Source organism: bacterium, assembly GCA_030247525.1.
Lineage (GTDB): Bacteria > Electryoneota > JAOADG01 > JAOADG01 > JAOADG01 > JAOTSC01.
In genome coordinates, this window is the sequence record JAOTSC010000099.1 from 1 (window position 1) to 12,667 (window position 12,667).

11 protein-coding genes, 1 pseudogene and 2 riboswitches are annotated in these 12,667 nt (G+C 49.4%); of the genes and pseudogenes, 3 read left to right on the forward strand and 9 right to left on the reverse strand.

Translation table 11 applies throughout. The features are described from left to right. From OEM52_09890 to OEM52_09900, 3 genes are all read left to right on the forward strand, one after another. Positions 1-711, forward strand: a 711-nt coding sequence (locus OEM52_09890) for a hypothetical protein (GenBank protein MDK9700442.1), incomplete at its 5' end; no start/stop codon positions are given. Between the two features lie 108 nt (positions 712-819). Further along, positions 820-1,038: riboswitch (cobalamin riboswitch) on the forward strand. 97 nt (positions 1,039-1,135) lie between these two features. Then, positions 1,136-2,500 (forward strand): T9SS type A sorting domain-containing protein, encoded by a 1,365-nt coding sequence (locus OEM52_09895; GenBank protein ID MDK9700443.1) that lies wholly within the window; start codon positions 1,136-1,138, stop codon positions 2,498-2,500. Continuing rightward, positions 2,497-3,144, forward strand: a complete 648-nt coding sequence (locus OEM52_09900; protein ID MDK9700444.1) for a cell surface protein — start codon at positions 2,497-2,499, stop codon at positions 3,142-3,144. Before OEM52_09895 ends, OEM52_09900 begins: the two co-directional genes overlap by 4 nt. Before the next feature lie 72 nt (positions 3,145-3,216). Here OEM52_09900 and OEM52_09905 read toward each other — a convergent pair whose 3' ends face one another. From OEM52_09905 to ffh, 9 genes and pseudogenes are all read right to left on the reverse strand, one after another. Then, positions 3,217-4,305, reverse strand: coding sequence for a hypothetical protein (locus tag OEM52_09905; GenBank protein MDK9700445.1), 1,089 nt, complete (start codon positions 4,303-4,305; stop codon positions 3,217-3,219). Between the two features lie 9 nt (positions 4,306-4,314). Continuing rightward, positions 4,315-6,231 carry a TonB-dependent receptor gene (locus OEM52_09910; protein ID MDK9700446.1) on the reverse strand — a complete coding sequence of 639 codons (1,917 nt, stop codon included), beginning with the start codon at positions 6,229-6,231 and terminating at the stop codon, positions 4,315-4,317. 2 nt (positions 6,232-6,233) lie between these two features. After that, on the reverse strand, positions 6,234-8,336 hold the full coding sequence (locus tag OEM52_09915; GenBank protein ID MDK9700447.1) for a hypothetical protein: 2,103 nt from the start codon (positions 8,334-8,336) through the stop codon (positions 6,234-6,236). Continuing rightward, positions 8,333-8,920, reverse strand: a complete 588-nt coding sequence (locus OEM52_09920) for a hypothetical protein (protein ID MDK9700448.1) — start codon at positions 8,918-8,920, stop codon at positions 8,333-8,335. Before OEM52_09920 ends, OEM52_09915 begins: the two co-directional genes overlap by 4 nt. A 15-nt stretch (positions 8,921-8,935) precedes the next feature. Continuing rightward, positions 8,936-9,076, reverse strand: a riboswitch (cobalamin riboswitch). 64 nt (positions 9,077-9,140) lie between these two features. Then, positions 9,141-9,512 (reverse strand): 50S ribosomal protein L19, encoded by a 372-nt coding sequence (gene rplS / locus OEM52_09925; GenBank protein MDK9700449.1) that lies wholly within the window; start codon positions 9,510-9,512, stop codon positions 9,141-9,143. Between the two features lie 78 nt (positions 9,513-9,590). Next, a complete protein-coding gene (gene trmD / locus OEM52_09930; GenBank protein ID MDK9700450.1) occupies positions 9,591-10,286 on the reverse strand; it encodes a tRNA (guanosine(37)-N1)-methyltransferase TrmD in 696 nt (231 codons plus the stop codon). 110 nt (positions 10,287-10,396) lie between these two features. After that, a complete protein-coding gene (gene rimM, locus OEM52_09935) occupies positions 10,397-10,951 on the reverse strand; it encodes a ribosome maturation factor RimM (GenBank protein ID MDK9700451.1) in 555 nt (184 codons plus the stop codon). Positions 10,952-11,077: 126 nt separating this feature from the next. Continuing rightward, positions 11,078-11,329, reverse strand: a pseudogene (gene rpsP, locus OEM52_09940) (30S ribosomal protein S16). A gap of 174 nt (positions 11,330-11,503) precedes the next feature. Continuing rightward, entirely contained in the window at positions 11,504-12,637 is a 1,134-nt protein-coding gene (gene ffh / locus OEM52_09945) for a signal recognition particle protein (protein ID MDK9700452.1), read from the reverse strand. Between the last annotated feature and the right edge of the window lie 30 nt (positions 12,638-12,667).

Sequence of the window (12,667 nt, forward strand, 5' to 3'; positions counted from 1 at the left end):
GCGAATTTCTCCCGCGACAGCGCTTTAGTCGCACTCGAGAAGGTTGCCCAATTCGACGAACTGCTGCCCGGTTTCTATGTCTGGCACCTCATCGATAAGAAGACCGGTACTTATCTAACCGCAGTTACGCAAGGCGAAGCCCGGATTTCTCCGAACCAATTGCGCCGTGTTACCAAACGCAAGTTGGAACAGGAACGGCAAGCGCTAGTCCAAGCGAAATCCGATCTCGAAGCACAAGTCGCTGATTTAGAAAAGCGTAAAGCCGCGCTGCTCGGTCAGATGGAAACGATAAGCAAAGAGCGTGATGTCGCTAAGGATGAAGTGACCAAAGTGAGCGCCGAAAAGCAAGTTCTCAATGCAGAGAAGGAACAACTCACCCTCAAATTGAATTCGGTTTATTATTCGATTGGCAACTTCAATGAATTGTCCAAGAAGGGTGCACTCAAGAAACCGTTCCTCGGAAAAATCAAGAGCGAAGACCTCTCGAAAGTACAATTCGACCGTACGCTGGATTTGTCGAAGTTGCAACAGATTTCGCTCACTGCCGCCAATGTTGGCTTAAAGCAAATCAAAGGCATCACGATATTCCCGGAAGCGATGTATAAAGCCAATGTCGATTATAAAGTCACCTTGGAAGGGGGAAACGCTACAGTGTTGTTTACGAACCCGGATCGTTTCAAAGGCACCAATATCGTAATCGCTGCGAAGTAATCATTTCTTGCCGAGAGCAATACAGAACGGGGTGTAGCGATACACCCCGTTTTTGTTGTTCGTAATCGATAACACAACCGGTTCATTTTGCTCTGGAATGGATTCGTTGTTATTTTGGGGTGTCGAAGTGTACATACTTCATCGGGAATCCTGTGCTCGGCAACGAAAATCAGGAGCGGCCCCCGCCACGGTAAGCGTTGAAACGAATCAGACATGCCACTGTTTTCACCGGATCGAACGAATCGGTTGGGAAAATGGGAAGGCGATTCGGTCAGCCCCACGGCTGATACGCAAGTCCGGAAACCGGCTTCGACACTGTTAGCCCACTCGCGGGGTGCGAGACGACGGTGCGAATTCCTTACCGCATTCTCAACACCAGTCCTACTCCTCCCCCGATGCTTCATATTCATGGACGGGAGGTCTCATGATCGTCGATTTAATTATCAAGTCGTTATCTCAATTCCGCACTCGACACACCATTGCGTTTCTCATTTTTGCCACCAGTGGTTTACATACTGTCAGCAATGCCGCATTTCCTGATTCACATGGGATATTCTACATCCGGAATTTTACGAATTCTCATCTCATCTGGCAACCGTTGGATCAATCTGCAGCAGTCGATTTAGGGTCGTTAGGTACGACAGCGAACCGGGTCAAATGCTCAGAAGAATATGTTATTGTTGTTCATTCGGGTGGGTTTCAAACGGGAAGCGGTAGCGCGCTCTGGTATGCCACCGTAATCGAAGTGACCCAAGCAATCCAACTGCAACGAGTCATCCAATGGACGACCTGCACCTTCCCTGCTTTCTCTAATGCTTACGACGTTGCAATCGTTGGCGATACCGCATGGGTGACCTTGTTAGGATCAAGTCAAATCGCCGGAGTTCGATTGAGTACGAACCAGCAATTCGCTACGGTAAACACAGCATCTTATCCACAAGATGTTCTTTTGGCGAATCGACAACTGTATGTCAGCGGTTCCGGTTTTGGATCAGGGCGATACGTCGCTCGCCACAACCCAATCACCGGATTACTCATCGACAGTATCGCGGTCGGCACGAATCCACAAGGATTGTGCGTTTACGATGAGAACATTTACGTTGCCTGTTCCGGAACCAGTTGGACGCAACCGCCGATCGCTGGTAATTGCACAATCATCCATCCAACCGGACTTACAACGAGTATCATCCATCCTACTATTACTGCTCACCCTTTCAGCATTACAGCCACTACTTCAGGGCGAATTGTCTTGATCGATTCCAACGAACCAAGAGTCTTTCAGATTGAGCAGACACAACCTGGCGACTATCGTTTGATCGTTCCGGCAGCCGTTGTGGCTGACTGGAATGTTGTTGCCACGGTACAGGATTCCCTTGTAGTTTCATCATTGCAATTAGATGTTCTTAATGTTTTCGATTCCGATTGGAATCCCGGTCAATCTTACTCCACCTCTGGCAATGCTGCGGCGATGGAGTTTTGGCAGGGAAGAAACAATACCGTTTCGGAACAGCGATCACACGTACCAAACAACACCGTACTTCAAACGGTGTATCCAAATCCATTTAACTCGAGTACGAATATTCTCCTCCGGTTACCACATAGCGAATCGGGAACCCTAACAATTTTCGATCGGAGCGGGCGAGAGATTCAGCGGAATGTCGTTCATGGCAATGGTAGCGGCAATACCCGAATCACGATTCGTCTTAACGATAAGGCAAGCGGTACTTACTTTGCGCAATGGATAGGGAAAGGTTCTCAAGAAACAATACCACTTGAGTTAGTGAAGTGAAGTACCACTTCCATTGGCTCTGCCTACTCTTGCTTATCGGTCTTTTGGGTTGTTCAAAGGACGATTCCGAAAACCCGGTTGTTCCGGAAACTGCCGACCCGTGGCCCGATGAAGTGATTTCCTTCCGTCCCGGTTCAGGAGCGGGATTTGGACAATCGAATTATCCCGGAAATGTATTAGGAGCGCCCGATACTTCTGCCAGTTGGTACTCCCCCTCTAATCGGGAAACTGAAATCCTTGCGATGGGAAATGGTGGCGAACTTGTGTTGGCATTTCGCGATGGCGGCATCGAAAACGGTGAGGGAGTCGACTTCACCATTTTTGAAAATGTCTTTGAGAACCGGATATCTCATGAATTGTACCAGGAGTGCGCCTTCGTGTCCGTAAGCGATAATGGGAACGATTGGTTTACTTTCCCTTATGACACAATAACTTTCGTAGGATTGGCAGGTCGAACCCCAACCAATGGAAACATCAATCCTACAATGTTCCCGGAAGCGGGGGGAGATGGCTTCGATTTAGCAACCGTTGGATTGCAACATGCTACTTTCGTGAAATTAACCGATTGTGGTTCCAGCATACCTGACGATGGCGATTCCTTCGATCTCGATGCAATCGTTGTGCTGAACGGTGAAGGCAAGTAATCAGTGTTTTAAACAAAAAAGTAGGGGGGCAAGACACCTTGCCCCTTTATGTTGTAGTGAATTATGTTTAGCTCAGTCGGACTTTTCAACCGCCAAGAGTGCCTTTGGTCCGTCGGAAGCACTAAAGTAATATCCAACACCCGCTTTTGTTCGTACAAAGATTTGATCCGATTCAAATAGTGAAACGGCAAATCCGCTATCGGGTAACATCGTAATGCGACTCGGACCGCCAGCGAGTTGAATCGCTCCCACCGAGACCCAATTATCTAAACGAACTGCCTGTACAGTTCCCACTGAATTCGTACTTAAACTCCAAGCCGGAAGATAGCCCCACAAACCACCGGTAGAATCGGAACCTATCGCTAAATCACCAACAAAGGCGCTAAACACAATCGGTGTCCCGATAACAGCCAAAGAAGTCGCATTGAAATGCCACAATGCACCACCGATATCATTGTAATTCCCAGTACACACGACATATAAGTCGTTTCCATTTACGCGTGCGACTTGCGGATTCACACCAACTTGAATTGTATTCTGTACCTCGGATGCCAATGAATCAATCACCATGATCGATCCAATTCCAAACTGTTGTGTTGCGAGATAGTTCGTATTTGTTACAACGACTCGTCCGTCCGGTAGTACCGCAATGCCTTGCGGAGCAACGCCGACGTTCAAATGACCATTCACGGGAATGTTGGTATTTACGTCGTAACAACCGATTGTATTTTCCAGCCAATTGGTGACATAGTAATAATTGCCGCTCGCGCTAAAGGCAAGGGAATAGGGATTGGGATTTGTACTATATAAGAAAAGATCCACTGATTCCAGAAACACTGGCGCTTGCTCTTCATTCGTCTGGATAGAGTACTTTAGAATACTCGCCGTTTCCGAATGCAGTACCCAGATTTCATTCGTATGTGGCCGACGCACAATATCGTTGGCGGTTGGATCAAGTCCCCGAATAGCCGTGCGATTGCTGCCACTTGCTAATTCCAGTGCATTCAAAGTCCGGGCAAATTCATTCGCGATGTACAGAACACTCTTGCTGCCTGCAATGGCGACTGGTTCCGAAGAAGATGGTCCCGGACCGGAACATCCGATCAGGCTCAGAAATGATAACAAGACTGTGCTAATAACGAAAAATCTCAACCGAATCATGAGTAACTCCTACCACCCTAACCATTGAAAAGAACATTCTACCATCCGTCCCGGCAACGCCACTCCTTCTAACGCCCAACGTTCCCGGTTATATATATTACGTAGCGCAAGCGATACCGTGAGAGTGTTATTGGTTTGTTCATTGATAAACAACCGATAGGAAACACCCGCGTCGAGAATCGTTTCCGATGGTAAATCATACATTTTTCCAGTTTTGGGGTCGGTATTGGCTTCTAACGTATAACGTCGGGATTGGTAGTAACATCGGAAATACGTTTCATGTTGAAGACCATTTCCAAAACGGTAATGCGCCTTCGCGTCGAGTTGAACTTTCGGGATCAGTGGTAACTGATTTCCCCGATTTACATCGTCTGATGTGGCAATTCTCGCATCGGCATAGGAGAATGAGGTTCTCGTGGAAAACGGTGTCCACCATTTTTGCTCTGAACTTACGACACATCCACTCGCAATCGTTTCTTGTGTATTCTTTGGCATGTACTGACCGCGAGAATTCATTTTCCAGACGATTCCGTTTTCAACTGTCCGGGTGTATGGCATTATCAGTAGCGACCATCGCTTATGCTGGTAACGCAGCTCAGCACTCCATTCCCGGGAACGTTCCGGAAGTAACTCAGGATTGCCCGTCGCAAAAATCGTCGAAGCTAAGTACAAATCGGTAAGCGATGGCCAACGAATCGCATCGCCAACACGAAACACAATATTCGTTTCTGTTTGGGGTTGGAACCCAACCGAGAAGCGCGGCAACAGGTATGCACGTTCAATGCGCTCTTTCCACCAGTATCCCCCATCGAACTGCAAGGCGCCCGCAACCCAAGCCGATACCCCGGATAATGCAAACTCCCGGCGAAGTTGGATAGTTGTTGTTACCGTTGATCTACCCGCGGTATTCGATGCATGATTGGCGTTTGCCGAAATGTGGTCAACTGTGGTTACTTTATCGACTGCTCCCCGGAATTCTCCGGATACACAAGTTACACGATTTAGTGGTTTCGTGTATTTTGAATATACTTCCAGTCCTTGCCAACGTGACTCTTCATCAAACGGTAGAAACTGTGTGATACCAGCAGGGGAATGTTGTTCGGCTGGTCGGGTTAAGCGTTGCCGGTCGGTTCCAATCATCCATTGAATTAGAAATGGTTTCTTCAAAGAACCGGTAATACGATAAACATCTTTCGTTTCGATCGATTCGGTTTCGACTGCTCGTCCCACTAAACCGGGTACTCCCCGCTTTGAGCGATGCAAGGAAAACGCCAACTCGATTGGATATTTATCCATGATTGGGGTGTACGCGATACGGAGATTATGCCACTCGTAAGATGGAAATCGATCCCGGCGGCGGTCATGGGGATCGGGATAATTGCTACCTTGTGGTCGATTCCGGAAAGTAAAACCAATTCCGACCGGATAGCGCTGTCCGCCTAACCAATAAAAATCCGCACCACGGTTCTGTTCGCCATCAAAATACACATTTGTGAGGCTTCGTTTAGTTAATGCTGGCGTTGCTAAGCGAATCGCAATTTCACCCCCTTGCGACCCCGATTCGGAGCCAGTCGAAATCGAAGCAGCAGTAACTGGCCAAAACGGGGTTTGACGAAAATCGGCTAAGCCGTTCCGCGAATCGTTCATACGAAAGTTATCAATCGTGTATAACGTTCCCACTGGATTGTTTCCAAACAGTCCAATCCGAATCGGTGCGGCGGCATAATACTCACGTAGCAACAAACCGGGCACTTCCCAGTCGGAGCGACTATTTTTCGGAAGGGTATCAAGTAGAGTCGATGATTGATAACTCGATTCGACGACCAACACCGGTAAACGAAGCGTGTCTATCGTTTCGTTAGCTAACAGCAACGATGGAAATATAACCAGAGCGAACCTAAGCATACACAGGAACTGCCACCGCATGGTTAATCCCACAAGGTCCAGCGAATTCCCCACACCTCTTCCCGATGCATCGCTTGAAAACCGGGTAGTTCTTCGTAGTTCTCACCAAAGAAATTGGTAGCGCCCCAATTGATGCGGAGTGAGTATATTTGCACCGAGAGTAAGAGGTCGATCGGAACCCGAGCACTTTTCTTGGTCGTACCTTGCGTTGTAATCCACTCTCGCTCTCCGATAAAGCGAAACCGGGTTATCGCACTCCATTGTAAAGCATCGCGTTTGTAGCTGCCGACCGTTCCAATATCGCATTGCCCCCACACTGTCGGAACGTAATAAGGGGCTTCGTTTTCATACTTGACATACGTGCCGGTAGCATCGATTACTCCCCAACCAAAGGGGTGAGACTTGAACGTAAAACCCGCCATATTGTACTTCAGCTCATCTCCGTTTCGTGGAGAATACACCGAACCATATATCGTATCGAGTTGAATAGTTGTTGCAATCGGATTGGTTTCTGTTACCGATGTAAAAAACAGCTCGGTTACGGTTTGAGATGAAAAATTCTTTTTCAGTTGGAATCCACCTCGCCAACTCTTCACTGGTTGCAACTTCTCATAACCGGCATACATTTTCGTAGCGCTGTTAGCTAAAACCACCGGATCGTAGGATCGTGAGTACTGCGTAAGCGAATCGTTTTGATAAAGTTCCTCTATCGTCGGGAAACGAACCGATCGCGCACTCCAAACAGTAGTCCGTTCAAAGAGTGTATTCGGTAAGTCGAATGCAAGTTTACCTTGTGGCTCCGTTTTGTACTGATTTGTGCCAATCCCCGAAAGTGTGACTCGGACGGGAACGAGCCAATTCTGCGAGACGGAAACCTTTCCTTCCAATTGTATTTGCACTGGAACCAGACTTTGATCTAGGTTGGCACGTAACTCCTCTAATCGAAGCGATGTAACAATTTCTCCAGACCCAATACGATTCGTGACCGTACCGCTTACCCCTAACCGACGACCCTCATTTACCGGGAGTCGAAACAGGCGTGTTTGATTCCGGGTCCAATACCCTTGCAATTTCCAATGGGAAAATGGTAATAAGGAGGGAGAAGCGTTCCGTTCGAGGGAATCGCGTAACAACGAATCGACAAATATTTCACCCGGTAACGATTTTGCAAGGATTGCATCGACATCGAACCGCTTGATCGACCGCATATTCTCTTCATAATAGGCGATACCGTAATGATCGGTCGTCTGCCTACCGAAGAGAGCAAATGCCGGTTTACCAATCGGGGTGTGGCGATAGTGCGCTAGCAATGTGGTTGCGTCAAGCGCAGCTCCCCGAAACCTGCCGTCCGCCTGCGATACCGACGTAGCGAAACCCCAATGGTCGATGGTCGTCAACGGTTGAAAGAACCGGAAATCCGCTCGACCCAAGGCATAAAATCCATCCCGGTAATCGACCAGCATCATTGCCCGGCGCGGCGTTGGTATCAGCGGATCGATTTTTACGACATTTCCTTCCTCACTGAAAGGCCCGCCGGAAACGTTTGATACGCCCCGTACTGGCAGTAAGTCGTCGGGGGTGAACCCGGATATCGGGTTGGAATTGTCCCTCCCGAAAATTTCCGTTTTCATCCCTTGGGGATCGTGCGGTGCGATTGCAAATGCCGGCTGTCCGTAGAATCCATGATGCAGCGAATAGATGCCGGGCATTCGTCGCCAGCCATCAGCGAACGAGCGCTCATCGGTTGCCAGTAATGACGAATTAGAAAATGATGGGGAATAATCGTTGGTATCTACTCGGAAAAACGAAAAAGTCTTTGGGATTAGTAAGGAACTGTCTTTCAAAGGGAATTCGGTTTTACGGGTTTTTACGCGTTTACGGTTCCAAGCATTCGTATCGATGGTGGATTTATTCTCATTGGTGGGAATAACATTCAGTTGTTTTGGTTTCGTAGTATCGGTAACAACCGGCGTCCCACCGGTACCGCTGGACGGAACGAATTCGCCGGCAAACGAGAGTTGGAACGCACAACCAACTAATCCAATGGCAAGGATTCGCAGGGAGTTTCTTACGGCTCGACAGGATCGAGGAATGATCGGTAAGAAACGAATTCGCGCAGACTTCATGAGACTCTCCGGAAAAGCGATTGCGCTAAAGCAACTTGCAATTTATCGCGCAAGGGTACAATCGCAACGAAGAACAGAACGGTATTTACTGCCGCTTTTACTGCAGTAAACGGAATTTGCATCACCAGAATCGTGGTGAGTGATACTTTCTCCATCCCTGCCAGTAAAGGAAAGGATAATACCGTTATCACATCGAATACAATCGACATGAGCAGTCCAACCAGACCCCACCCCAACCGGTGTAACAAAGTAGTACCGGGAAATACTTTTTGATAGAACCCGGCAACACCGCCGAGTAACGCCACACCCAATACTTGGGCTATGAGGAGAAATACCCCGGGCGGTCCCCAGGGATTCAGTAAAGAGTAGAGTCCCTCACCAATCGCACCAATAGCAATGCCGGAACGCCAACCTAACGTTGCGCCCGCCAATGCGACCGTAATGGAGACCCCTTCGATATTTGGGAGAAAAACGAGTAGATAACCAACGGCTACAACCGTCGCCGACCATACGCCAATTCGTACGGCGGCGACCATCGAGCCGGTGATTCCGGAAAAATTCGTTTCCGGAGCAATACGATTCACGACCCCTCCCCGCGGAGGCAACGTCGTTCATTGCGCAGGTATCCTGACTCACGATAAGCCGGTTTCCCAGATTACCGATTACAGTTGCGGGGCAGTGACGGACTCACACCATCTTCCCCTGCCGCTTCGGTAGAAGCGTTCGATCTCCGGCGAGCAGTGAATGCGACTCGCCGGAAGCTGTCAAAGAATGAGGGAACGATTGCCTAAACGTTGCCTACGATTACGCATGTGAAGCTTTGGTATAAGTAGACTTCTCTTTCACGCGGGTTGCCTTGCCAGTCAAGCCGCGGAGATAATATAGCTTCGCCCGACGGACCGAACCGCGACGCATAACTTCCAACTTCGCGATACTCGGGCAATGGAGCGGCAAAATACGTTCAACGCCGACGCCATTGGAAATCTTCCGGACAGTAAATGATTCGGATAGTCCACTGCCACGACGACCAATAACGGTGCCTTGATACACTTGAATACGCTCTTTATCCCCTTCAATCACACGCATGTGAACGGCGATGGTGTCACCGATATTGAATTGGGGAATCGCTTCCGCCGGTTTCATCTGTCCAGCGGTGATAAAGTATTTAAAATCCATGATACGTTGTCCTCATTCACTGAAAGGGTGTACAAAAAGACACCACTTTGATTAGGTCGCGTACTGCAACCTCTGCTATTAAAAATCGTTTAACAAATCAGGGCGGCGTTCGCTCGTCCGGCGTTTTCTCCGCTCGCTTCGCCACGCTTCGATGGCGGCATGGTTGCCGTTGCGCAATACTTCCGGCGGCGTCATTCCTTCAAACTCCCACGGCCGGGTATACCATTCGCAATCGAGCAGTGGTGCATCGTAGAAACTGTCCACTTCCGCCGATTCAAAATCGTTCAACACCCCGGGGATCAAGCGAACAATCGAGTCGATCATCGCCAGCGTAGGGATTTCTCCCCCGGTTAAAACAAAATCGCCCAATGACAATTCACAATCGACCCGGGTCGCCCGAAAGCGTTCGTCTACCCCTTTGTATCGTCCACAGACAAAGAGTAAACGGGAACGTTTCGACAGCGATTTTGCGATTTCCTGCGTGTACGGTACACCATCCGGCGTCGGGAAAATCACATACGGACTTTGCCCTTCGCGTAATGCTGTCGCTCGCAATTCATCGACTGCGCTGCACAACGGTTCCGGTTTCAACACCATCCCCGCCGTACCGCCAAATGGAATGTCGTCGACTGGTCGATGTTTCCCGGTCGCCCAGTCCCGCAATTGATGACAACGGTACTCCACAATGCCACTCTTTTCCGCTCGCTCGAGAATACTCGAACGAAGAATTGCCGATACCGGCTCCGGAAATAGCGTGAGTACGTCGATTACCATTTATCGCTCACCCGTTGGCAAACATCGATTGAAACAAAGTTGCCACTTCTGCTAAGATCGCCACGTCACTTCGCATGCGCATGATCGCATGCTTCGTTCCTCGCGAATCGTTAGTCATCCATCCACGGGAGTAAACCGGGTAACAGTTTCAGTGTAATTGTTCGTTGTTCGAGATCGACCGCTTTGACGAATTTCTTGAGAAACGGCACTAACGCGGTTTCACCGGATTCCGAACGAACTTCGAGCAAATGCGAAGCGGGATACTCCTGTACTTCGACGACAGTACCGCATATACGGCTTTGATCGTCGTAGACTGACATCCCGGTTAAATCGTCATTGTAAAAGAGCCATTTTCCCTTGAGCGGTTGTCGTTCTTCCACTTCCAAGAAAGCACCAACCAGACGTTCCGAGATTTCACGTTCGGAGACTTCGGTAAACTTTACGGTGAAAAACGCCGTCTCGCCGCGCACTTGGTACTTCTCCAGCGTTAACACCGGATAACTCGCTAACAGCGCTTTCGTTACCGGAATTATTTTGTCGAAACTGACAAAGAACCGCTCGCCGGTTTTCCAACGATGAGGAGCGTCGCTTAACGACTGTACGACCACTTCTCCCCGTAAGCCGTGAGGCCGGACGATTCTCCCCACAGTGATTCGCTCAGACATTACTGCACGAATCCGTTATTCGCTTTTTTCAATTTCAGCAGTAGTGGCAAACCGGTCGGGATACTTTGCCATCCATGCCTTCAGCGCAGCGTCTAACTGTTCGGGCGTTGCGTTTTGATGCATTTTCATTTCGTACAACTGCATCACGCCTTGGTTCGATAAAATTGCCCGGGCGGTATCGGTCGGCTGGGCGCCTTTTTCGAGCCAACTCAATGCCTTCTGCCAATCGAGTTTCACGATTTGTTGTTTTGGTAGCGGATCGTAATAACCCAATTTTTCGATAAAGTTACTGTCACGCGGCGACCGGGAATCGGTCACCAGGATGCGGTAGAAGGGGCGCTTTTTGCGGCCAGCCCGCGCTAAACGAATTTTAACCATTGTCTTCCTGTTATCCTTTCATTCTCACTTTAGAGCACCGGTGTAACTCCGGTGGTGATTTCGGCGGAAACGGTATTTTTGCTGCGAATCCGCTTCTCTTGTGGCGTAAACACTTTATTCACTGCCACGAACTTGGTTGCGTTTCTAATACGTATTTCGACTCGGCTAATCCGATCAACCGAGTCCAAAGGGGAGTTTCCCGCCCTTTCCAAACTTGAAGCCACCCATCTTGCTCATCAGCTTACGCATTTGATCGTATTGACTGAGCAATCGGTTCACTTCCTGTAACGGTCTGCCACAGCCATTCGCAATCCGTTTGCGGCGTGAACCATCAATGATTTGCGGCCTACGACGCTCGTCTTTCGTCATACTTTGAATAATCGCTTTGACGTAGAGGAGTTCTTTTTCGTCGATTTCGGCGTCTTTCAATTTCGCGCCGACGCCGGGAATCATTTTCACCAAATCCTGTAACGAGCCCATCTTCTTGATACTCTCGATCTGCTCGAGAAAATCGTCGAAAGTAAACGTATTCGTTTGTAACCGGGACGCAAGCTCAGCGGCTTTTTTCTCGTCGACTGCCTGTTGCGCCCGTTCTACCAAGGTTACGATATCGCCCATCCCTAAAATCCGTTTCGCCATCCGGTCAGGATGGAACGGTTCCAAGGCGTCCGGTTTTTCACCGGTTCCGATAAACAGCAACGGTCGTCCGGTTGCCGCCCGGATCGATAACGCGCCGCCGCCACGGGCGTCGCCATCCATCTTGGTCAGCACAACACCGTGGAAATCAATACGACGGGCAAATTCGACGGCGGTATTGACTGCATCCTGTCCCGTCATCGCATCGGCAACATACAAGATGTCCGAGGGGTTCACCGCCGCTTTGATTTTCTCCAGCTCGCCCATCATCACATCGTCGATGGCGAGTCGTCCAGCGGTATCCAAGATCACGACGTCGCGGGCTTGCCGGCGCGCTTCGTCGATACCGGATTTTACAATCGATAACGGATTCTTGCGGTCGCCCACACTAACCGGAATCCCGATTTTTTCGCCGAGAATCACCAACTGGTCGATAGCGGCCGGACGATATACGTCGGCGGCGACCAACATCGGATAGCGTTTTCGCTGTTTGAGCCACAATGCAAGCTTTGAACAAAACGTTGTCTTACCGGAACCTTGCAAACCGCAAACCATCACGATTGCCGGCATCCCGCCCAATTTCAGCGGACGGTAGTCACCTCCGAGCAATGAAACCAATTCATCGTGAATAATCTTCACGATTTGGTTGCCCGGCGAGACCGAGGAAAGAATCTCCGTGCCGATAGCCTACGCCTGAATGCG